Source organism: Virgibacillus necropolis (assembly GCF_044793635.1).
Classification (GTDB): Bacteria; Bacillota; Bacilli; order Bacillales; family Amphibacillaceae; genus Virgibacillus_F; species Virgibacillus_F necropolis_A.
In genome coordinates, this window is record NZ_CP084992.1 from 3566712 (window position 1) to 3590201 (window position 23490).

General features: G+C 37.2%; 24 protein-coding genes and 1 riboswitch. Of the genes, 19 read left to right on the forward strand and 5 right to left on the reverse strand.

Annotated elements, in window-relative coordinates:
- Positions 1–113 precede the first annotated feature (113 nt).
- From LG329_RS17685 to LG329_RS17700, 4 genes are all read left to right on the forward strand, one after another.
- Entirely contained in the window at positions 114–1382 is a 1269-nt protein-coding gene (locus LG329_RS17685; protein WP_404452154.1) for a cytochrome P450, read from the forward strand.
- A gap of 288 nt (positions 1383–1670) precedes the next feature.
- Entirely contained in the window at positions 1671–2141 is a 471-nt protein-coding gene (locus LG329_RS17690) for a DJ-1/PfpI family protein (protein ID WP_404452155.1), read from the forward strand.
- Between the two features lie 168 nt (positions 2142–2309).
- Positions 2310–2948, forward strand: coding sequence for a hypothetical protein (locus LG329_RS17695; protein ID WP_404452156.1), 639 nt, complete (start codon positions 2310–2312; stop codon positions 2946–2948).
- Positions 2949–3062: 114 nt separating this feature from the next.
- Complete coding sequence (locus LG329_RS17700) at positions 3063–3218, forward strand: DUF1540 domain-containing protein (protein ID WP_404452157.1); 156 nt, start codon at positions 3063–3065, stop codon at positions 3216–3218.
- Between the two features lie 162 nt (positions 3219–3380).
- On the opposite strand, the gene LG329_RS17705 is transcribed toward LG329_RS17700, so the two are convergent.
- Positions 3381–3752: a YybH family protein gene (locus tag LG329_RS17705; protein ID WP_404452158.1), complete on the reverse strand. Its 372-nt coding sequence runs from the start codon at positions 3750–3752 to the stop codon at positions 3381–3383.
- 374 nt (positions 3753–4126) lie between these two features.
- On the opposite strand from LG329_RS17705, the gene LG329_RS17710 reads away from it, so the two are divergent.
- Complete coding sequence (locus LG329_RS17710) at positions 4127–4645, forward strand: DinB family protein (protein ID WP_404452159.1); 519 nt, start codon at positions 4127–4129, stop codon at positions 4643–4645.
- A 117-nt stretch (positions 4646–4762) separates the two neighbouring features.
- Here the strand turns inward: LG329_RS17710 and LG329_RS17715 are convergent, their stop codons facing one another.
- Positions 4763–5050, reverse strand: coding sequence for a transposase (locus LG329_RS17715; RefSeq protein WP_404452160.1), 288 nt, complete (start codon positions 5048–5050; stop codon positions 4763–4765).
- 238 nt (positions 5051–5288) lie between these two features.
- On the opposite strand from LG329_RS17715, the gene LG329_RS17720 reads away from it, so the two are divergent.
- Positions 5289–6959 (forward strand): peptide ABC transporter substrate-binding protein, encoded by a 1671-nt coding sequence (locus tag LG329_RS17720; protein ID WP_404452162.1) that lies wholly within the window; start codon positions 5289–5291, stop codon positions 6957–6959.
- Positions 6960–7609: 650 nt separating this feature from the next.
- Positions 7610–7713: riboswitch (purine riboswitch) on the forward strand.
- Positions 7714–7913: 200 nt separating this feature from the next.
- Positions 7914–8792, forward strand: a complete 879-nt coding sequence (locus LG329_RS17725; protein WP_404456758.1) for a 5'-methylthioadenosine/S-adenosylhomocysteine nucleosidase — start codon at positions 7914–7916, stop codon at positions 8790–8792.
- Between the two features lie 113 nt (positions 8793–8905).
- On the opposite strand, the gene LG329_RS17730 is transcribed toward LG329_RS17725, so the two are convergent.
- Complete coding sequence (locus tag LG329_RS17730; protein ID WP_404452163.1) at positions 8906–9139, reverse strand: SPOR domain-containing protein; 234 nt, start codon at positions 9137–9139, stop codon at positions 8906–8908.
- A 310-nt stretch (positions 9140–9449) separates the two neighbouring features.
- Here LG329_RS17730 and LG329_RS17735 point away from each other — a divergent pair, with 310 nt between their 5' ends.
- The 6 genes from LG329_RS17735 (at position 9450) to LG329_RS17760 (ending at position 15501) form a co-directional block, all read left to right on the forward strand.
- Positions 9450–9971, forward strand: coding sequence for an RDD family protein (locus tag LG329_RS17735; protein WP_404452164.1), 522 nt, complete (start codon positions 9450–9452; stop codon positions 9969–9971).
- Between the two features lie 476 nt (positions 9972–10447).
- Positions 10448–11359 (forward strand): hypothetical protein, encoded by a 912-nt coding sequence (locus LG329_RS17740; RefSeq protein WP_404452165.1) that lies wholly within the window; start codon positions 10448–10450, stop codon positions 11357–11359.
- 117 nt (positions 11360–11476) lie between these two features.
- Entirely contained in the window at positions 11477–12118 is a 642-nt protein-coding gene (locus LG329_RS17745; protein WP_404452166.1) for a DUF4129 domain-containing protein, read from the forward strand.
- Between the two features lie 24 nt (positions 12119–12142).
- Entirely contained in the window at positions 12143–13294 is a 1152-nt protein-coding gene (locus tag LG329_RS17750; RefSeq protein WP_404452167.1) for a DUF4350 domain-containing protein, read from the forward strand.
- The gene (locus LG329_RS17755) at positions 13263–14192 is read left to right on the forward strand and encodes an AAA family ATPase (RefSeq protein ID WP_404452168.1); all 930 of its coding nucleotides are present in this window, start codon (positions 13263–13265) and stop codon (positions 14190–14192) included. The genes LG329_RS17750 and LG329_RS17755 overlap by 32 nt, the downstream gene beginning before the upstream one ends.
- Positions 14143–15501, forward strand: coding sequence for a DUF58 domain-containing protein (locus LG329_RS17760; RefSeq protein WP_404452169.1), 1359 nt, complete (start codon positions 14143–14145; stop codon positions 15499–15501). Before LG329_RS17755 ends, LG329_RS17760 begins: the two co-directional genes overlap by 50 nt.
- Here LG329_RS17760 and LG329_RS17765 read toward each other — a convergent pair.
- Positions 15479–16459, reverse strand: coding sequence for a stage II sporulation protein M (locus LG329_RS17765; protein ID WP_404452170.1), 981 nt, complete (start codon positions 16457–16459; stop codon positions 15479–15481). The genes LG329_RS17760 and LG329_RS17765 overlap by 23 nt on opposite strands.
- Positions 16460–16557: 98 nt before the next feature.
- On the opposite strand from LG329_RS17765, the gene LG329_RS17770 reads away from it, so the two are divergent.
- From LG329_RS17770 to LG329_RS17780, 3 genes are all read left to right on the forward strand, one after another.
- Complete coding sequence (locus tag LG329_RS17770) at positions 16558–17361, forward strand: RDD family protein (RefSeq protein ID WP_404456760.1); 804 nt, start codon at positions 16558–16560, stop codon at positions 17359–17361.
- 252 nt (positions 17362–17613) lie between these two features.
- On the forward strand, positions 17614–19245 hold the full coding sequence (locus LG329_RS17775) for an acetolactate synthase large subunit (protein WP_404452171.1): 1632 nt from the start codon (positions 17614–17616) through the stop codon (positions 19243–19245).
- 15 nt (positions 19246–19260) lie between these two features.
- Positions 19261–20703 (forward strand): aldehyde dehydrogenase family protein, encoded by a 1443-nt coding sequence (locus tag LG329_RS17780; protein ID WP_404452172.1) that lies wholly within the window; start codon positions 19261–19263, stop codon positions 20701–20703.
- 90 nt (positions 20704–20793) lie between these two features.
- Here LG329_RS17780 and LG329_RS17785 read toward each other — a convergent pair whose 3' ends face one another.
- Positions 20794–21450 carry a pyridoxal 5'-phosphate synthase gene (locus tag LG329_RS17785; protein ID WP_404452173.1) on the reverse strand — a complete coding sequence of 219 codons (657 nt, stop codon included), beginning with the start codon at positions 21448–21450 and terminating at the stop codon, positions 20794–20796.
- A 211-nt stretch (positions 21451–21661) separates the two neighbouring features.
- On the opposite strand from LG329_RS17785, the gene LG329_RS17790 reads away from it, so the two are divergent.
- The 3 genes from LG329_RS17790 to LG329_RS17800 all read left to right on the forward strand — a co-directional run bounded on the left by LG329_RS17790 (position 21662) and on the right by LG329_RS17800 (position 23449).
- On the forward strand, positions 21662–22282 hold the full coding sequence (locus LG329_RS17790) for a DedA family protein (RefSeq protein WP_404452174.1): 621 nt from the start codon (positions 21662–21664) through the stop codon (positions 22280–22282).
- Between the two features lie 165 nt (positions 22283–22447).
- Positions 22448–22936, forward strand: a complete 489-nt coding sequence (locus LG329_RS17795) for a GNAT family N-acetyltransferase (protein ID WP_404452175.1) — start codon at positions 22448–22450, stop codon at positions 22934–22936.
- Positions 22937–22954: 18 nt separating this feature from the next.
- Complete coding sequence (locus LG329_RS17800) at positions 22955–23449, forward strand: dihydrofolate reductase (protein WP_404452176.1); 495 nt, start codon at positions 22955–22957, stop codon at positions 23447–23449.
- Positions 23450–23490: the final 41 nt, after the last annotated feature.

Below are 23490 nucleotides of genomic sequence, written 5' to 3' on the forward strand. Positions count from 1 at the left end.
ACAACTATTACTTTTTCAATCGTTCAGAATACTGTTATTTTAGGTCCAAGTATATTGAGAATAAACAGGAAAGATCTACAAAGAATAAGAACATTATATAGGGGAAATGGGGGATGGATTTGTCAAATTCGAGTAAAATACCTCGGGAAGAAGGAATGGATCATACATTGACTCTGGCGAGAGAAGGATACATGTATATTTCGAATAGACGTCACAGTTTTAATTCAGATATCTTCGAGACCCGATTGTTTGGAAAGAAAGCGATTTGCATGGGTGGAAAGGAAGCTACGGAAGTTTTTTATGACAATGACAAATTTAAAAGAAAGGGTGCAACTCCAAAAAGGGTGGTGCAATCCTTTTTTGGCAAAAATAGTGTTCAGACGTTGGACGGGGCTGACCATAAACACCGAAAAGACATGTTAATGTCGGTCATGTCTCCTGATGGAATCCAAAAACTGACCGACATTGTAAAACAACAGTGGGACCAAGTGATCGATCAATGGGAACAGATGGATAAGGTCATTCTTTATGAAGAAATGCAGGAATTGATGTGCAGGATAGCTTGCCAGTGGGCAGGTGTACCGCTGCAAGAAGAAGAGGTAAAGAAGCGGGCAAATGATTTGGCGGCATTGTTCGAGTCAGCAGCTACTGTTGGTCCAGCTTACTGGGCGGGAAGAAATGCCCGTAATAATGTGAATAAGTGGATTGGAGAACTCATTAGTGGGGTTCGTAATGGAGAAGTGAATCCACCTGAAAACACCATATTATACATATTTGCCTGGCATCGTGATCTGGAAGGGAATCTTTTGGATACAGAGACTTCTGCTATAGAAGTGATCAATATCTTAAGGCCAGTTGTGGCAATCTCGATATTCAATAATTTCCTGACGCTTGCCGTACATCATTATCCGGAAGAAAAGAAGAAACTTGGATCTGGCGAGGAAAAATATGCTGAAATGTTTATCCAGGAAGTTCGCCGCTTTTATCCGTTTTTTCCGTTTATCGCAGGACTGGTAAAAAAGGATTTCACCTGGAACGGATATAATTTTAATGAAGGGACATTAACTTTGCTGGATGTATACGGATCAAATCATGACCCTGAAATTTGGGAAAACCCCAATCTGTTCAACCCAGAGCGGTTTGCAGAATGGGATGGCAGCCCCTTCGGATTTATTCCACAAGGTGGCGGCGATTACTGGATGGGACATCGCTGTGCTGGTGAGTGGGCCACCATTGAAGTCATGAAAGTTAGCCTTGATTACCTGGCAAGTCGAATGGATTATGAAATTCCTGACCAGGATTTAAGTTTCAGCATGGTCAGCATGCCAAGCATTCCTCATAGCAAAATAGTGATCAAAAATGTTAAGCGGAGGATTGTATAAATGATAAAAATGAACAAAAACCCTGGCAAAGGGGTTTTTGTTCATTTTCTTTAAGATAGTTTTTTCTTCGGTCTGAAAAGATTTCCTGTTTTCTATATCCGGTTACTCGTCATCTTCATCATCACGTTCACAATCGGATTGTAATTTCAGAATACTGTGTTAAAATTAAGTCGGTAGAATTTTCTTAGTAAACTTATAAAAGGGGCTGATTTTATGGAAAACAATAAAAAGGTGGTAAACCCAAGTAGTCTTGTTCTTTAGTTAAAAAAATAATAAGGAGATGGCCAGTTGAAAGCATTATTTTTTTTATACGAAGGATATGTAGATTGGGAAATCAGTCCCTTGTCCTACATGTTAAATGTTTCTGACGTCGAAATTAAAACGGCGGCATTAAGTGAAGAAGTCACGCACGAAGGAAAGTTCAAAATAAAGGTTGATTTGAATATTGAATCATGTGATCCCGCTGACTATGACATTCTGATTATTCCGGGAGGTGAACCTGCCCCGTTCGATAAGGATGAACGTTTGTTGAACCTCATTCGTCAATTTGATGAACAAGGTAAATTAATCGCAGCGATTTGCGGAGGCCCTACATTTCTAGCAGCGGCTGGCGTTCTTCGAGAAAGAAAATATTCAACATCAATTGATGATAATCCGGAATACACGCACTATTTTAATGAAAAGTACATGAGTGAAACAGATGTAACCAAATGCGAAAACTTAATGCTGAGGGAAACGCTTATATTGAATTTGCTATAGCTGTTGGAAAAGAGTTGGATATTTTTGAGGACAGGGAAGACGAATTAGAAACGGTATTGTTCTTTAAAAATCAACTAAGGGGATAAAATTTTTCCGTAATGACAAAAGGTCAGCCATCGTTTCTGGTTGACCTTTTTAATATAAAAGAAAAAAGTTTAGGATGTGATTGTGATTGATACTAGGTTAGAAAAGAAAAAATATGTTTGGTATGCAAGTTATGGTTCTAATTTAAATAGAGATAGGTTTTTATGTTATATAAAGGGTGGAAAACCTAAAGGATCTGAAAAAGTGGAGATTGGATGTAAAGATAAATCACTTCCAGTAAAAGAATCAACATATATCATGCATTATCCTTTATATTTCGCAAAAGCATCAGATCGTTGGCAAAAACAAGGAGTAGCTTTTATAGGGTTGAAAAAGGATGAAAAAAACCATACATACAGTAGAAAATACTTAATAAAGCTAGAGCAATTTATGGATGTGGTAAAACAAGAAAATAATGGTGCTAAATTAAATATTGATTTAAATGAAATAATAAAGAATGGATCAAAGACATTAAAAAGAAATTCCTGGTATGGAACTGTTCTGTTTTTAGGTGAGGAAGACGGGTATCCAATTTTAACTTTTACAGCTGATTGGGAAGGTGTTCCTTTTACTAAACCGTCTAAAGAATATCTAAGTATGATAATTAATGGTCTAAAAACAACTTTAGAGCTCGACAATACGGTTGTTTTAAATTATATAAGTTCAAAACCGGGAGTAGTTAATAATTACAATAGAAATGAAATTGAAAAGCTAATTGAATAATCATACTTATGTTGTTTTTAAATGGCAGCGTATCCAATGACGGATAAATGTGAATATAAGACATGTTTTTTTTAGGCTTTGTTGTTAATGATAAAGGAGAGGGAGGTGTTAAGAATGGCTAAAGATGTACTTTGCGAGGTAGACAACTGCACATATTGGGGCAAGGGGAATGTTTGTAACGCCGATCGAATATATGTGGTAACTCACAAACAAGCAAAAGCCAAAACAACAGAGGAAACGGATTGCAAAACTTTTGAAGTTAAAAGCTAAGTGACATACGTTACTACAAGAAGCATCTAATTTTTGTTGTTAACAGTGCATCATGGTATTTTCATGCAAATGTCACGATGAAGACTTTCAATGTATTTAAATATTATTTAAAAGGGGGCTTACCTAAGTCAAATGACCTTGGTCAGCCCCTTTTACTACTTCTTAATTCGTGAAAGTATTCTGGTCATGGACTAAAACCCATGTGTTTCCAAGCTTTTTAAAAAGTAATGTTAAATAATAAATCTTCTTGTAGGCATTGCCATCCTGATCAAGGTCATGGTAGTCAATTTCAGCCACCGCGTAACCCATCTCATGGGTGCTTTCTGCTTTTACAAGGATATAATTAAAGCTCCAGTCTTCATCAGCAAACCAATCCTTATTGAGTGCGGCCACATCTTCATATCCTTCAAACAGACGGCCGTTCGGCATAATGACACTTATAGCGGTTTGGTCAGAAAGTGTCTGTAAAAATGATTCAAGGTCCTTCGTTTGAATTGAGTCTAAATGTTTGATTACGGTAGAATGAAAATCCATGATACTCCTCCTGTAATTGAGAAATATCTGAATAGATATTCTCAATCTGTTAGTTTAGTTTTAACCTCAATTGGAAAAGTACACTTTTGTAGAACATGCGACATCACTCCTTTACTCTCAGTTGGGTAGTATTATAGCATAATATGCCAAAAGTTTACCGTAAATTCAAAATATTCTTCGCGGGTATCGCCGCATGCCTATTCAGCAAAGGAAAATTATTACACCAAAACGAAAAAAGACAACACTGATAAAGTCAGGTCGCCCTTTTCTGTATGTTTAACTAAATTATACCACCTTTCATTACGAATTATCAGTCTTTATTTTTCCTGTTTTATTGGTAGCCTTATATATAACCACTGAATGGAGGTAGATTGATGATTGATTATAGAATAATACCAAAAGAAAATTTTACTGACAAAATTGGGGAACTTGTATCTATGCTGGAACATACAAGGGACGTTACACTGTTTGAAATCTCAAATTTAAACCAAAGCAATTTAGATTATTTACAAAATGATAGTTCGAATTCTATTGGTTCTCTTTTATCACATATTGCGTCGATTGAGTTTGTACATCAAGTTATTTCATTTGAAAATAGAGACTTATTTGAAGATGAATATTTAAAGTGGGGAACAGCTTTAGAACTAGGAGACAAAGCAAGAGAAGTAATTAAAAAACAGTCTCTTGATTATTATTTAGATGAACTATCACAAGTCAGAGAAACTACATTATCATATCTGAAATCGAAGAAAGATAGCTGGTTGTTTTATGAAAACAAATGGGGTAATGATGTTTCTTATAATAATTACTATTTATGGTTTCACGTTATGGAGGACGAAATTAACCATCGTGGACAAATTAGAACAATTAAGCGATTGTTGAAAAATAAATAAAAAACTAGTATTTACTTTGAATGGGACAAATCAAAGATGAGTAACAGTCTATTGTACCCTTTCAGTGTTGATCATGGAGCTGTTTTTTTGTTGGATTTCTATTTGTAGAATACCTAATCATTTTTCCTCTATTGTTATGATTATTAATCGATAAAAAATGTATATAGCTAGATAGGATCCAGAAATTAAGAAAAAGGGATTTAAGAAGACTGCATGGATATTCGTCATAAATACGGTTTTATCTTTTATGATTTCGAAAATAGATAGAGAAGCAATATTACCAAAAATGATAGCTGATGCGACCGCCATCACATTAAAAACGGTACGAAAATTCGCCCACGATCTCTGTAAAAAGAACATAATCAAAGGGAATACCATACTTGCAATAATAAGAAAGACCTTCATTGAATCACCTTCTACATACTATTTAGTACCGTTAGTATTCACGTCTTTTTGTAGATAACTCATAAATCGTAATAAATATATTATGTTACTCTTTTTATTAGAATGTTAGCATCATTGAGATACCAAACTAATAAGAAATTAAAAAGTATTTGCAATATTACTAAAGCAAAGCTATAATACTATTAAGCTCTGATAGAGTAATTTTTCAGAAAAATCAACTTAAGAAGGGGACTATTAAATGAATGTAAAAAGTTGGGCATCATTGTTATTACTTGGTTTATTACTTAGTGTATTAGTAGCTTGTAACGGGGAAAGTGAAAATACAGAAGAAAAAGCGGAAGAATCATCAGCATCATCTGAAGAAGATGGAAAAGTACTTAATTTTACAAGCCCTGTGGCAATCCCATCGATGGATCCTTCTATTGCAACAGATGAAGCTTCATTTATTTATCTGGCGGCAACAACGGAAGGTCTTTACCGATTGGATGAGAACGCACAGACTGTTCCTGGAATTGCAAAAGAACACACAGTAAGTGAAGATGGACTTACATGGACATTTACTTTACGTGAAGATGCAGTTTGGGAAAATGGTGATCCTGTAACCGCTCATGATTTTGTTTATTCATGGCGCCGTGCTGTTAATCCAGAAACAGGTTCTGAATATGGACCGTATATGATGAATGGCGTTATTAAAAATGCTACTGCTGTAAGCGCAGGGGAAGCTCCAGTTGAAGACCTTGGTGTTCGTGCAGAGGGTGATTATACATTTGTTGTGGAGCTTGAAAATCCAACACCATATTTTGAGTCGCTAACTACTTTTGGTACATTCTTTCCATTGAATCAGAAGTTTGTTGAAGAACAAGGAGAAAAATTTGCTACAAGTTCTGATACGTTATTGTCAAATGGACCATATACAATAGAGAATTGGAAAAGTACAAGCAGCTCATGGGATATCGTGAAAAATGAAGACTATTGGGATGCAGACGCGGTGAAAATGGATAAATTGACTTTTGAAGTTGTAAAAGATCCGCAAACTGCAGTCAGTTTATATACATCAGGTGCAGTTGACCGTGTAGATTTAACTGCAGACCTTGTTGATAAATATAAGTCTCATGATGATTACGCCGTTTCAGCAGACACATTTGTTTACTTCATAAAATTCAATCAAAAAGCTAACGAAGCTCTTGCAAACACAAATATACGTGCTGCAATTAGTAGAGCTTTTGACAAACAAGCTTTAGTTGACGAAATCCTTAATAATGGATCCATTGTCGCAAATGGTCTTGTACCAGCTGACTTTACTCCAATGCCTGAATCTGGAAAAGACTTCAGAGAAGTTAGTGGAGATCTTGTAACATACGATTTAGAGGCAGCTAAAGAATACTGGAAAAAAGGGTTAGAAGAAATTGGAAAAGAGTCATTGGAACTTGAGTTACTAACAGGTGATGATGAAACGACTAAAACAATGGTTGAATATATTGCAAATCAACTTACAACAAATCTACCTGGGTTAACGGTTAATTTAAAACAAGTACCAAAAGAACAACGTCTTGATTTGGACACAAGCATGGATTATGAAATGCAAGTTTCCAGATGGGGTCCAGACTTCCTTGATCCATTCACATTTATGAATCTTTGGACAACGAAAAGCGGGAACAACGCGATGGGCTATTCAAATCCTAAATATGATAAGTTAGTTAAAGAAACTGCAACTAAACTAGCTCAAGATAATGTAGCACGCTATCAAAATTTCTTAAAGGCTGAGAAAATTCTATTTGAAGACGCAGCTATCGCGCCTATTTATCAGAGTTCAAGAGCTCAACTGGTTTCTCCAAAAATTGAAGGTGTCCATGTGAACCCGTTTGGAGCAACATATGAATATAAATGGGCAGATGTTAATTCGAAATAATCGAGTATGATGGAAACTATATAACTAGCGATTATATCGCTACATTTGATGAAGGCTCTTGGTAAACAAGGGCCTTCATTTTTGTATTAAAAAAATAAGGCTCTTTTCATAAGCTTTGTTGCGTCACGAAATCAATAAACTACGACATAACTGCTGGTTGATTTCCGCTGCAGACCGTTGCTTTCCGCGGGCACGGCTTCAGCCTCCTCGGACTGCCGTCCTGCGGGGTCTCGCCAATCTCTTGCTTCCCGCAGGAGTCTCCGTATATTCGAAATGCTAAGTTAAGGTGTAAAGTTAAATTTTTAAAATCCACCACTTTTTCAGTGGCCTTCTCCGCACTCCGGGGTCTCACCTATGCCTTTCCTCCCGCAGAAGTCGACTACCCGCAGCTCCAATCACTGAAGTTATGAGCTGACCTAGCGAAGGAAAAACACGGAGACTCCTGCGGGAAAGCGAAGTGATGAGACCCCGCAGTGAGCGTTCTTTGCGATCGAGGAGGCTCAGCGCAAGCCCTAAGGTGCGCGTAGTGATTTTTTCGAAGCGGTCTTTCTTGATTATAACCGCAAAACACGAACGTTAAAATAGTTATTAAAATTAATGTTCAGGTTTTCGTTGATTTTCTATTATAAATTTGCTATATTATCAAGGTAACAATCTAAAATAGCATTACTCGTATATACTCGGTAATATGGTCCGAGTGTTTCTACCAGGTTCCCAATGAAAGAACTGGACTACGAGTTAAAGTATCTGGCCGTTCGGCTTCTTAGCCGCTGCCGTTTAATGATTTAGCATTATCTTATTTTGCTTAATTATCTATACTTTGACTTTCGTAGGTCTGGAAGGTAGAAAACATTCTACATTTTCCGGACCTCTTTCTTTTGACCAAAACTACGAGTATATCAAACAACAAGGAGGAACAACATAGTGGAAGAAACGAAGAAGCAAAGAAAAGGACTGTCAAAAAGGAACGTTTTATTAGCCGTTATTACTGTACTTTTATTATCGGTAGTTGCAGGATGCAGTTCTAATGAACAGCCTCAGTCTGAAACTGTAAAAGAAAATTCTCAAAGGCCTATTATCGTTCAAGGTCCAATGCCAATAGAAGCCGAAGAATTTGCACAAAGGTTAGAGAATGTTGAAAAGGTGAAATCAGGAACAACTTTTGAATTTTATATCGGTACTGTAGACGATTATCCTGTAATAGTTTCAAAAACAGGTAAAGGAATGGAAAATTCGGCAGCTGCTACAGCTATAGCTATTGAAAAATATAACCCTATAGCAATAATCAACCAGGGAACATCAGGCGGCCATGATCCTAATTTACACGTATTCGATATTGTTTTAGGAAAAAGATCTGTAAATATAGGTTCATTAAAAACAGCAGAAAGAGGGGAAAACGAAGGAATTGACCCAACTGAATGGAAACCTATGGACCTAATGGCTTCTGAAGGAAGTGCAGGAGAAGATCCTAATGCTGAAAAAATCCGTTACTACAAGGGAGATAAGGATTTACTTGTAGCTGCTAATGCAGTAAAAGATAAATATACGAAAGGTAAGATTGTCGAGGGTACTATAGGCTCTGCAGATGTATGGAATAATGAAATTGATAGAATAAAATGGTTCCATAATAAGTATGGAACATCTGTAGAGGAAATGGAAACTGCCTCCGCAGCTCAAATTGCTAAAGCTTATGATATACCATTCCTAGGAATTAGAATACTATCTAATAATAAAGTTAATGGTGGGAAGTACAATCCAAACACAGCAGCTGCAAATCAAGAATATGTCTATGAAGTAGTGAAGAAATATATATCTACTTTGCCAAGCGAATAATGCATAGTGAAAATTACTGAATAACAAAAAATCCTAATTGCCCTTTATGAATTAAAGGCGGTTAGGATTTTTTGGTTGAACAACAATAGTGAATTTTAAATGTATAAAGTTCCTTATGCACTTGTAATAAAGGCATTTGTTATTCCCAGGCCTTTAATTTTATCTACGTCTTGAAGAACTTGCTTTCTCCCTGAGTATGGACCAACTTCTACACTATAGAGTTCCCCGTTATCAGTTTTGTAGGTTCTAATGTCAGCATTAATTTTATTTCTAGTTATTAAATTATATTTCTGTTGGGCACTTTTCTTCCTATTAGTAGTTTCAACAACTATTTTATAATTCCCCATAAAAATCCTCCCTAGCTTGTTTATAAGTAGTATATTCGACAGTAAAGCTAAGGATTGGTCATTGAACACGGCTTTTGGCAAATTGATTAAATAATCTAGTCTATTTAGGTAGAAGGTAGTGAAATAGTCTAATATCTTATAAATTTAAAGACAGTAAAACACCATTTCTGATTCATTTCAAACGCGAAGTCCGATATAAATTAAGCAGATTGTGTAACAATTAGTATTCTTGAAGAATAGGAGGCTTATTTAAAGTGTAAGTCGAATAATAATGTATATGTGTGAAATCTAAAATGGGAGAGGTTAACAGATGAACGCTACATTATTGCTCCGTCTCAAAGCTTTTATGATTGATTACGTACTGATTTTTGCTTATTTAGTTGTAATTGTTGTACCGAGTGGATTTCTATTTCCATCTATACAGGAATTGTTTAATGGATCAGTAGTGGTGGCTCAGTTTACAGGGCTTTTGTTGGTGACTTTGCCGGTTTCGCTTTATTTTATCATCAGCGATTCGGTGATTGGTGGACAGTCATTTGGGAAAAAGAAAACGGGAATCCAAGTAGTTGATAAAAATTTAAATGCTTTATCTTTGCGAAGCTCGATTTTTCGAACGGTCCTGAAGTTTTTACCTTGGGAGCTGTCGCATTATCTGATTTTCCGTTTGATTCATGTAGGTGATGGGGAAGTACCGTTCAATTACTATCTTATTGGTGCCTTAATTTATGCGCTAATATTCACTTATATTCTGACTGGGGTTTTCACAAAAAAGAAACGGTCTCTGTACGACATATTAGCAAACACGGTGGTGGTCAAAATATCTTCTAAATAATAAACCGATACTTTTCCAATAATTTTCAATATTTTCCACTATAATACACTAGATTAATGATAGAATTAATTTATGGTAGTTTTCTAAAAAGATTGTTGTTTTTCCACGAAATCAACTGCGACATGCGACAATGTTGATTTCCGCTTCGGGTAGTCGCTTTCCGCCGGCAACACTTCAGCTTCCTGTGGGATCTTCAGCTGTTACTTTTCCCACAGAAGTCGACTGCCCTACGCTCCAATCAAACGCCGTGCTAGCGAAGGAAATATACGAAGACTCCAGCGGGAAAAGCGAAGACGATGAGACCCCACAGTGAGCGTTTTTTGCGAGCGAGGAGGCTCAGCGCAAGCCCGCGGAAAGCGTAGTATATTTCCGGAGCGGTATGTTATGACAAAATTTTTAACAAGGATAAAATAGCAACAAAGCTTACGAAAAGAGCCTAATTTATTGAAACAAAATTAGTACAGGGGGATATTGTAATGAATGAGCAGTTTAGTAAACCAAAAGGGTTTGGAGAGATCCTCGATCATACATTTCGTTTAGTTAAAAACCGATTCTCGGATTTTTTCTTGATCTTGTTGATTCTAATTGGACCGATTTATCTATTGCAGGCACTGACCCAATTAGTATCTGGAAAGAACCTTTTTAGGGAAGTAGGTGCTGGGGGCAATTGGCTAGATCAATTTGTAGCTAGTTTTGACCAAGGGGCAGCTACTACAAGTAGTGTAGGTGCTGATTTAGCATTTATCTTGCTAGGGTTGCCGCACATTATTTTGTTAGCTGTTGCACAGGTAGCTATTTTATATATGGTTAATCATATTAGGAAAAACGAAGATTATACAGTTGGTTCTGTAATTAAAAAGGCCTTCTCCAGATTTTGGGCAATTTTAGGTAGTACTCTCTTAAATTTATTAATCTGGATTAGTATAATTGTTGTACCTCTTATTATATTGATATTTATAGGTGTAGCTGGTTCATTCGTCGATCCAATTGCAGGCATAGGAATTTCTATTATCCTGTTTATAGCTTTAGGATTAGTTATTGCGCTTTTGTTAATCAGATGGAGTTTTTATCTTGGTGTTGTAGCATTTGGAGGAGACGCTCCTGGTTTATCGAGAAGTTGGAATCTTACAAGAAAAAGATCATGGTTTTTATTAGGGCTATATATTATCTTGGGCCTTATTACCGCCATTATTGGTTCAGCTGTGGAAATACCGGTCACACTCCTATTAGGTAATAGCGTGTTATACGGTGTGATTATTAACATTGTTTCCATATTTACCACAATCATCTTTTCTGTAGGGTATGCCATCATGTATTTCGATTTGAGAATAAGGGTGAATGCAGATGATATAAAGGATATGATTGATGACTACACGGAGCACAAGTAGAGAGTTTATCCAGCAGAAAATCGGTTTACCATACCGGATCATGAAAATACCAATAGGTTAATTTATTTGCAATTCAGAAGAAGTTAACTTCTTCCAACGATAGTAGGTGATACTTAGATGTTTGATGAGAGTCGGGCAAAAGAAGAGCTTGGGAATATTTTGAGTCAAAAAGAATATCAGGTTTATTACGAGGACAATAGAAATTTTCTTGAAGTTTGGTGGGATCGTGCGAAAAGTTGGTTAGCAGATTTACTATCTAACATGTTTTCATCATTTGAGCCATCAAGTGGTGCGGCTGAAGGAATATTGATATTGATTATTATCGTGTTAGTTGTATTATTATTAGTGTTTTTGGCTCGACACAATTACCATCGCAAGCAGGCATTACGCGACAACAAACCACTTCAATCCATCAATGAAATGAATTGGTCCTTCCGCAATCATCTGTCAGAAGCTCGAAAACAAGAGGATTTATACCAGTATTCCATTTCTACACGCCATCTTTTTTTAGCGTTGCTTCTTTATTTTCATGAGAAGGAATGGCTGGAGGCTAGAATATGGAAAACAAATTGGGAGTATTATGATGAACTTCGTAACGTTAATCAAGACGGGGCAGAACAATTTTATAATCTGGCCCTGGTATTTGATGAGGTTGCTTATGGAGAACGAACAATTAATCAAACAGAATTTATCCAATATAAAAACAAGGTAATGAACTGGCTGGAGGAGAAAGACAGTAGTAAGCCCTTGGAGGGATAGACAGGAAGGTGGAATGAGCGAGCATTGCAAAAATCAATTTCGAATGGAAAAACATGGCTTTGGCTTGTAAGTATGCTTCTCGTGTTTATAGTCATTAGTTACTTGGTCACTTCACCTGAGCCTAAGGATTATCCGAATTATGTTACAGGTTCTCCTTCTCCAACAGGTGTTAAGGGTCTCTATACTTATTTAGAAGATGCTGACAAGTGGTCTCATCGGCCACAGCTATTGCCAAAGCAGGAAGATAATCAATTACTTATTATGGTAGAACCTTTATTTATACCTAGCGCAAATGAGATGGAAGCCTATAAGGCGTTTATGGAATCAGGTAATACCATTCTCTTATTGCAATCGAATCCTAATGGAATGTTTGATTTGAAAACGACGTACATAAAAGAGGAAGCTCCTAAACATGTTTATGACCAGGCAGGAGAGAAACATCGTGCCAAGGCCCTTTCTTCTGTAAGGTTAAAAACAACTGAACAGGACACGATTTTGCTTTATGATGACTTAGGGACAATTGCTTTCAAACGTGCTTATGGAAAAGGGCAATTAATTGTTGGTAATACACCTGGGTGGATGACCAATGGGACTTTACTAAAGAAAGATCATTTACCCCTTGTCTTGTCACTCATTAATGAAGGAAGTCAGGCGCGGACCAGCATCGTATTTGATGAATATATTCACGGTGAGGAAAATACCGCAACTATTTTAACGGTGTACCCGAAATGGTTGTTAGTTTTTTCGGTTCAATTAATCCTTCTTACAGTTGTTTGGCTATGGTATCAAGGTAAACGATTTGGTCCAATTTTGACTGTAAGAGAAGAAACAGTCAGATTTAGCGATGAACGAATTAAAGCATTAGCAGCCTGGAACCTTAGAAGTCGAAACTATCATGATTCAATCGTTATCCAGGCGGATTATTTAAAGCTTCTCATACAAGAATGCTTAGGAATTCCTTATCATAAAGAATGGCGGGACATAACTGAACAAATGGAGAAGAAACTGCCTCATATACCCAGTAGTGAAATTCGAACGTTTTTAGCTGGATTAACCAGTATTTTAGAGAAAGAAAAAATTAGTAAACAGGAATACATAGTGTGGGCGGAAAAAATAGATAGAATGAGGAAAGAGGTGGATAGGGATGAGGAACGAACTAACATCCTTACTAAATAAGTATGAAGAACGCATTATAGGTCAAAACACGAATCTGAAACTCTTGCTATCTGCTATTTTAGCTGGTGGCCATGTATTAATCGAAGGGGTGCCAGGTACCGGTAAAACACAGATGATACGGACATTGTCAAATTTACTTGGTGGTTCATTTAATCGAATTCAATTCACACCAGATCTACTTCCAAGCGACATTACTGGTAGTACCATTTTCAATATGAAAGATAGTTCATTTCAAATGTTAAAGGGACCTATTTTTACCAATATATTGTTAGCAGATGAGATTAACCGTACTCCTGCCAAGACACAAGCTGCACTACTGGAAGCGATGGAAGAAAAGCAGGTAACTATCCAAGGTGAAACATACCCTTTATCCGAAGTCTTCTTTGTAGTAGCAACTCAAAATCCAATAGAGTTTGAAGGTACCTATCCGTTACCAGAAGCACAACAGGATCGGTTCTTATTCAAACTTCAAATGGATTTCCCGACATTTGATGAAGAAACAATGGTGTTGAAACAGGTATTGGATAAAAGCTATGAAACTACGAATGAAGAGAAAGTTATGGATATCGAACAATTTGTAGCAATTAGAAATGAAATAGAACAAATAACCTTAAACGACGACATTATGGACTACATTATGAAAATAGTTAGGAAAACAAGAGAATCAGAATCGATACGGTTTGGGGCTAGCACGAGAGCCGCGATTTCTATTGGTAAAGCAGCACGAGCTTGGGCATATATTACCGGTAGAGACTATGTAACACCTGATGATATCAAAATGGTAGCACGACCGGGGTTAAGACATCGTATTCAATTATCCCCACATGTAGAATTGGAGGGAGCGACCGTTGACCAAATTATTCAAGAGCTTGTGGGGTCGATTCCTGTTCCAAGGTAGGGGAATTCTGCCAACAAAGCGTTTACTCGTTTTATTTATCATTTTTTCAAGTGGAATTTCGTTGCTTTCGCTTTGGGGGATATCGTGGACTACTATCATTATTGCTAACATTGCTTTCTTTTTCATTAGTTTACTAGATTTAATGCAATCTCCTAGAAAGAATCAGCTGTCCTTCAAACGTTCTATTTCTGATGAGATGGAACGGGGGATTTCCTATCCAGTCACAATTGAAATAAATAACTCTTCTATTCATACAATTAGGGTTCGTTTCGTTGATGACATGCTGCAATCATTTCACAAGGAATTTCCTGTTGATGGAAGGGTTGAAACCCAAGCCATTTCCAACATTACATATCAAACGAAGGCAACTGTACGAGGCAAATATGGGCTTGAGAAACTTTATGTACGCTATAGTAGCTTGATTGGTTTGTGGGAAAAACAAACGACTATTGTACTGAAGGATGTCGTCAAGGTCATTCCTGATTTAACAGATACCAAGTACTATTTAGAGAATGCACAACAATTTTTAACTGCCGACGGGTTAAAGATTCGCAAGCAACAAAGTGGTGCAGGGGAGTTCAACAAGGTAAGAAGCTATGTTGTTGGTGATGATCCTCGAAAAATCAACTGGCGTCAAACTGCTAAATTACAAGAGGTCATGACGAATGAATACGAACCAGAACATGGAAAATACATTACGATTTTAATTGATTGTGGGAGAATCATGGGCGCAGAAATGAAAAAAGGCAACCGTCTGGAAAGAGCGTTAGAAGCAGCGATTACCGTTGCTGCAGCCGCACTAAAAAAAGGGGATTATGTATCGATTATTGCTTTTTCTAAGGATGTAAAAGTATTTGTTCCTGCCGCAAAAGGAACCAATCATCTGCAGAGTATCCTACAATCGATTTATGATATAAAAGTGGATACGAGCGAGCCTGATTATGCAGCCGTTTTCAACTATTTACAAACAGTTCAGAAGAAAAGAAGTCTTTTATTATTATTTAGTGATGTAGGTACACTTCTCCTTGAAGAGAGTGCGCTTGTCCATGTGAAAAGGCTAAGGCAAAAGCATCTGTTTTTAACTATTGGAATAGAAGATGAGATGTTATTTTCCACTGCAAAAGCAGAACCTGTTACTAGACAAAAAGCAATAGTAAAAGGGATTGCTCAGCAGCAAATTAACACGAGAAAAAGAGAAAAAATTAAGTGGGAAAAACAAGGTTTGCAGCTGATAGAGGTAAGAGAGGAACGACTGGCAACTGCAGCCGTTTCCCATTACATTGATATTATGAATCGAGGCCTGCTATAGATTCGTTTTTTCTTAGCATCAAATTACCAACAATCAGGTAGAGAATCAAACCAATTACAGTTATGAAAGCAACGAGATATTTTATTTCCAGGCTCAGGGTTGTTGGAGTAATAAATCCCTCAATAATACCTGCTATGACAAACAATGGGATAGTTCCAAGTAATAGTTGAACAGAGCGCTTTGCTTGCACTTTTAACTGGTATCCTCTTGAAAATTGACCTGGAACAAATAGCTTATAGCCCATGAGTAATCCGGCACCACCTGCAATAAATATGGCTGTAAGCTCAATCATTCCATGTGGCACGATAAAAGCCCAAAATTCATAGGATTTCCCGGACTGCCAAAATAACGCTGCAAGTGCTCCAACCATGATTCCATTGTAGATCAACAAATAAACGGTCAGCAGCCCAAATGTAATTCCACCAGCAAAAGCCATGATAGCGACTTGGATATTATTTGTCATAATATACGCAGACATAAACGGGGAATCAACTGACTCTTGACCAGCACCCACTTTGTCTGGGTCAACTCCTTGAGCCATCTCAGTTGGAATGACAGAATAAAGATTACTAGGATCATTTAGGACAGCAATAAAGCTTGCCAAGCCACCAACTGTAAATAAAAGCATCGCAACAACGATAAACTTCCATTGTTCTAGAATCAATCCAATAAATGTAGTACTAAAGAAGTGTTGAAGTTGTTTCATACTGGAAACCTGATCTTTATACAATAGGTTGTGAGATTTGGAAACAATCCCATTCAAGTATGCTGTAACATCTTCATTTGGAAAATAAGTTTGACTGTAGGACAGATGTTGGGCTGCTTTTTGATAAAGTCGATTAAATTGCCCAATGTCAGCAGCTGTAAGGTTTCTTCTGTTTTTATGTAATTTTGTTACTAATTGTTCAAGCTGCTTCCAATCATCACGGTGCTGCTTAACAAATTGTTTGACATTCATTTTGACACCTCTTTTATATCACTTTATCAATTATAAATAAATTGCAAGAAAATAGAAACAGTTATCGTAATATTTAACAGAGAAAGAAGGTATTTGTTATTAATCAAGAACAAGTCGAAATTAAAACACCTGAATTTGTTTCCTTACAGTTTCAATTAGCAGGCTTAGGAAGTAGGGCTGCTGCACTGATTATTGATCAACTAATTTTAACAGTAGTTAGCGTCTTAGTTATTGTCGGTATGTCTTTTGTTGAATTCGACCAAATGTCTTTGTTGTCCTTGCCGGAATTGTCATCCTTACCCATTGCAATAGCAATAATTCTGATTTTTCTTATCAATTGGGGTTACTTTTTTGTTGTAGAGTACTTTTCAGGAGGAAGAACAATTGGCAAAAAAATGTTGGGAATAAGAGTCATTCAAGATAATGGACATAGTTTGACAGTACTTTCCAGCCTAATTCGAAATCTGCTTCGCATTATTGATTCGTTACCAGCAAGCTATTTGGTTGGGATGACGATGGTTTTCTTCCATCCTAAGCATAAGCGGTTAGGGGATCTTGTTGCTGGTACAATTGTTGTTCATGAAAGAAAGGGAAAACGGAATAAGAAGATGTCTTCCATTGAGAAGGAAATTGAATTTAGAGGGCTTCAGGCAAGTGATTTAAGTATTGATGAGTGGACATTGAAAACGCTTGGAACGAAAGAGTGGAATCTGTTAAAAACGTATAGCAACCGCTTATTACAATTACCATACTCAGAAAGAGGAGAGCTAACGAGAGAAATAGCAACGATTCTGTTTTCAAAAGTTGGATTGGAAACGGAATACAAGACTACTCGTGAATTAGAAAACACCCTTCTAATCCTTTATTTGTTATTAAAAGAAGAATGGGAATTTGAATTATAAGGTCTTTGCTAATCTACTAATAATCAAGAAAAGTCGGGTGCATTCTTTACGAAGAATGTACCTTTTTTTTATGGTATGAAAAAACTTCCCTAATTCAATCTAAGCAGGATAGTACAAAAGGTTCTGGGAACTATAATGATGACATGGACTCATAGAGGGCGTCAATTTTTAGAGGTTTTATAAATAATGTAAATAAAATTAGCTCTTTATACTAAAAATACATAGTACTTAATTTGTGAAGGATGTTGATTTATGAAAGTAGCTGAATTACTCGTCAAATGCTTGGAAAACGAGGGTGTTGAATATATCTTTGGTGTTCCAGGTGAAGAAAATATTGATGTCATGGATGCGCTTCATGGTTCGAGTATTAATTTTATCTTAACAAGACATGAAACAAGTGCGGCTTTTATGGCTGGTACGTATGGAAGATTAACAGGAAAACCAGGTGTGTGTTTAGCTACACTTGGACCTGGTGCAACGAACCTGTTAACTGGTGTTGCAAACGCCAATATGGATTTATGCCCAATTGTTGCCATTACGGGGCAAGCGGGACTTGAGCGTCAGCACAAAATTTCACATCAGTATTATGACATTGTTGACATTTATGAGCCAGTAACGAAGTGGAATGCGCAAGTCAAAAAGGCTGAGATTGTTCCGGAGGTAGTACGGAAAGCGTTTAGTGTTGCCACACATGATAAGCCTGGTGCGACGCACATTGATCTTCCAGAGGATATTGCGGGAATGGAAGTGGCAGAATCCCCGCTTCCTGTAGTTGATCACACGATGAATGAAGCAGATGATCCTGTTATTGAAAAAGCAGTAACATTAATTGATCAAGCCAAACAGCCATTGATTTTAGCTGGCAATGGCATTACAAGAGATCATGCTGCTGAACATTTTCGTTCACTCGTTCAAGAGACGAATATCCCTGTCGTCCATACTTTCATGGGGAAAGGAGCACTACCTTGGACAGATGAACGCAGTATGCTAACGGCTGGTATGGGTGGGAAAGACTATATCACTTGTGGGTTTAATGATGCTGATCTGATTATCGCGATTGGTTTTGATATCGCAGAATACCCACCGAAAAATTGGAACCCAAATGCTACGACACAAGTTTTACACATTGATACAAAGGAAGCGGAAACGGATGCTAACTATCCTGTTGCATTAAATGTGATTGGTGATATCAAAGAAAATATCAAGAAATTAATGCAAGCCATACCGAAAAAAGAAAGAAGCATTGAATGGATTCAATCAGTTCGCAAGCAGGCACTGGATGAACTGGAAAGTTTTCAAAATGACACAAGTTTCCCTGTAAAACCACAAAAAATCATTTCCGATTTACGTGAAGTTTTAGACGAAGAAAGTATTGTTATATCGGATGTGGGTGCGCATAAAATGTGGGTCGGAAGAATGTTTCATTGCTATCAACCCAATACATGCCTGATTTCTAATGGCTTGGCCTCAATGGGGGTTGCTGTTCCCGGTGCGATTGGGGCCAAAATGGTGTACCCTAACAGGAATGTAGTTGCTGTATGTGGTGATGGATCTTTCCAGATGACAAGTGCAGAACTAGAGACGGCGATGCGCCTGAACCTACCGATTGTAATTTTATTATGGAGAGATGAAGGCTATGGACTAATTGAATGGCATCAAATGAAGGCGTTCAAGCGGTCTTCACATATTAGTTTTGGAAATCCAGATTTTATACAATTTGCTAAATCGTATGGGTTTGAAGCGATGAAAGTGGAAAAAACCGAGGATTTAAAAACTACCCTGGAGCAAGCAATTAGCATGAATAAACCTGTACTAATTGATTGTCCTGTTGATTACAGCGAGAACATGAAGCTAACGGAAAAGCTTGATAATATCAATTGCTAAAAGGAGGTATGTAACATGCAGATTGGTTCGATTATAGACGGTAAAGAGCGAAAGGAAGAATCTCGAGAGTCGATGATGGTTGTGAACCCGTATAATCAGGAAAATGTTGCAGAGCTAAAGCTGGCAACGAAAAAAGATCTTGATGATGCTGTAGATTCTTCTTTTAACATTTTTCATTCTACTATGAAAGTCATGCCTGCACACGAACGTGCAGCTATTTTACAGAAAGCAGCTGATTTATTGGAAGAAAAAAAGGAGGACTTTGCGGTAACCATCTGTAAGGAAGCTGGGAAGCCAATCAAAGGTAGTCGCGGAGAGGTGGAACGCTCTGTTCAGGTCATGCGTTTTGCTGCTGAGCTTGCAAAGAACATTACTGGCGAAGTAATTCCAATGGATGCAGCGATTGGTGGTCAAAATCGATTGGGGTTAGTGAAACGAGTTCCTCTGGGCGTAGTTGGAGCTATTACGCCTTTCAATTTTCCTTTAAACTTATCGTTGCATAAACTAGCACCAGCATTAGCGGCTGGTAATACAGTGGTGTTTAAGCCGGCAGAAAAAACTCCTGTTACAGCCTATAAGCTCGTTCAATTATTTCAGGAAGCAGGATTACCTGATGGTGTCATCAATCTCCTTATTGGAACAGGTAAAGATGTTGGAGAACCACTTGTTACTCACGACAAAGTGCATAAAATTAGTTTTACAGGAAGCCTGAAGGTGGGAAAGAGTATTGCGGAATCTGCTGGCTTCAAAAAAGTTACACTTGAACTAGGCTCAAACTCACCAAATATATTGTTTAACGATGCAAACATTGATTATGCTGCTGAAGCATTAGTTAAAGGGGCGTTTGCATTTTCCGGGCAAGTCTGTATCTCCGCCCAACGTGTTTATGTACAGAAGGATATTTACGATACATTTCTTGAAAAGTACATTAAAAATACGGAAGCATTAAAGATTGGTGATCCATCAGACGACTCTACCGATATCGGCCCAATGATTGATGAAGAAGCTGCTAAACGATCAAAAGAATGGATTGATGATGCTGCGGGTAAAGGCGCAAAAATTGCTTCAGGCGGTGAACGAAATGGTACCGTCTTGTCTCCTACAATCATGACAAATGTTGATGAAAACATGAAAGTAATAGCGGATGAAGTGTTTGCACCTATTGTATCTGTCATCCCTTTTGATACTGAAGATGAGGTGGTCGGTTATTCAAACGACTCCGTCTATGGTCTTCAAGCCGGCGTTTTCACAAAAGATATTGACCGGGCATTACGTGTTGCAGATAAACTCGAAATGGGTGGTGTCTGGATTAACGAAATATCAACGTACAGGCAGGATAACCACCCATATGGCGGTGTCAAGCAGAGCGGAATGGGAAAAGAAGGCGTGAAATACGCGATAGAAGATATGACTGAGATGAAATTTATTGGAGTGAAATTGGAAGGTAAGGATAGGTAAAAATAAGGAATTTTGTACATGAAATAAGGAATTTGCAAAGTAAAAGCTATCTCAACTTTTTGAGATAGCTTTTACTAGTAAGTTCGAAAATCATGGCCATAACAAATAACTCTTCCAACTTTCACCATCTCGCTGATACTTTACCCTAGTATGTTTTCGCTCAGGGTCACCTTGCCAAAACTCGACTTCGTCTGCTAGTACTGCATACAATTTCCAGTTAGTACTAACAATTTGCTGATCCTGTTGTAACAGTTTGTTTGCTTCAACTAAAGCCTTATCTAATTCATCCCGCGTTTTCATTTCTTGACTTGGATTTCCAATTAAAGCTAGGGCACGTGAACTAATCGATCTTCCTAAAAAATCCTTTGCACTTGTCGATGGATCCATTTCACAAGCAGTTCCTCGGATGCGAACCTGTCGTCCAATTTCCTTCCAATAAAACGTCAATGCTACTTTTTGATTCGACTCCAATTGTTCTCCCTTTCTACTCGCAGACGACGTCGCAAAATACCAATGATTGGGAGTGACATCTTTAAGAATTAAAACTCTTGCGTCTGGTGCGCCATCATTATCAACAGTTGATAACGTCATCGCATGAGGCTCACGTACACTCTTTTCAATTGCAACCGTTAACCACTGCTGAAACAAATCAGCTGGGTTATTAGGTAAGTGGTTACTATCAAAATCCGGAAACGGTCCTTCTAGCGATTTTAAGTTTCTTAGTACTTTCCTAATTTGCGTCATCATTATTGCATTCCCTTCATTACGAAAAGTTACCTCTACTTACATTTTAACGAAAACAATAACTAAGTAAAGCCGATACTCATTTTTTAGTTATAGGTGGATGGTTAGTAGTTGAACTTTAAGGGAAGGTACGTATTACAGGATGCAACACATTTACATAAGAAAGTTAGAAAGATTAGCTGATGGTCCAAGTTAAAGAAGGTGGTTTTTATTAATGCTGCAGATTGTAGTAGATTTTATACAGGAATATGGGATATGGGGGTTGCTGGCATCTCTTGCCGTTGAAGCCTCATCTGTTCCTTTTCCAGGTGGGTTAGTAACACTGGTTTTCGGTTATATCTTACAACTCTCATTTATAGAAGTTGTATTGTATGGTCTACTAGCAAGTGCGGTATATACAGGTTTCAGCATCATTCCTTATCTAATCGGTTACAAACTTGAAGAGAAGCTAAAAGAAAAAACAAGCCGTAAAAAAATAGAAAAAGCGGAGCGATGGTTTAAGAAGTGTGGTATATGGAGCATAGCTTTTTCTAGGCCACTGGGGCTCGGCAATTATATATCCTACGTTTCCGGAACCCTGAAAGTAAACAAATGGACTTTTTTATCGTTAACATTATTAGGAATTCTCCCGTGGACAATTGGTGTATTGTGGTTAGGAAGTGTAGGTCATCTAAAATCGGTTAAATCGATTATGGAAGAGTTTCAGCTTTACGCCATATTAGTTCTTGTTGTACTAACCGCCATCTATATCTTTTATCGATTAAGAAAAAAGAAAAAAGGTAACAAAATCCCAAAAGACTCAAAAAGAAGTATAAATGATATTAGGTCCACTTAAATTGTGGGCTTTTATTTTACTCTGTTACAGTTTTCCCACTCCACAAACCTGGCATTGTATTGTGGTGGATATAATTCTTCCGGTGATTTTGCAGGGAATATGTATTATTTGTCGAATAATTAAAAGGGGAAATTTATTAGAAAAGAAATAAGGGAGTTTATCAAAATGAATTATATTATTCGGAAGATGAAAAAAGACGATATCCAGCAGGTTCAGGAGGTAGCGAAAATAACCTGGAATGCTACGTATGAAGGGATAATACCACTCGCAATTCAAGAAAACTTTTTGAATGCTTCTTATAATGAAGAAATGCTGAAGAACCGGCTTGAACGGTCATTTATTTTTGTTGCAGAAGAAAATAATCGGGTTTTAGGATATGCCAATTTTTCACCTGTGAAAGATGGAGGAGCAACTGAACTTGGAGCAATTTATTTGTTGCCGGAAACACAAGGAAACGGAATAGGAACAGCTTTGTTGAATGAAGGAATCAAAAACATACAAGATGTAAATGAGATTTATATAAACGTAGAGAAAGAAAATATTACCGGAAAAGGTTTCTATAAAGCGAAGGGATTCGAAACAGTTTCTGAGTTTGATGATAACCTATATGGTCACATTACCAAAATGGTGAGAATGCGCTTAAAAGTATCGTAATAAAGGATGTGTTTCATTATGAAGATTTCTTTGATTGTTGCAATGGACAAGAATAGAGTAATTGGAAAAGATAATGACATCCCTTGGAGCATACCGAATGATTGGCAGTATGTAAAAAATATTACGAGGGGACATGCGATTATTTTAGGTAGGAAAACACTTGATTCACTTGATGGTGCTCTGCCAGACAGAAGAAATATTGTCATAACACGGAATAGGGATTATAGCTGTGCAGATTGTGAGATTGTACATTCCGTTGAAGAGGCTCTTACATTATGTACAGATGAAGAGGAGATTTTCATTTTCGGTGGAGAACATATTTATAAGCTATTTCATCCATACGTAGAAAAGATGTATATTACCAAAGTTGACCACGAATTCAATGGAGACACTTTTTTTCCAGAGGTTGATTATAGTGAGTGGAAAGAAGTATCTGTTGAAAAAGGAATTAAAAATGACCAGAATCCATTTGACTATTATTTTCATGTTTATGAGAAGAAAAGCAAACAATAAAAAACGCGTTTCTACAATGAGTAGAGACGCAATTTTTATTG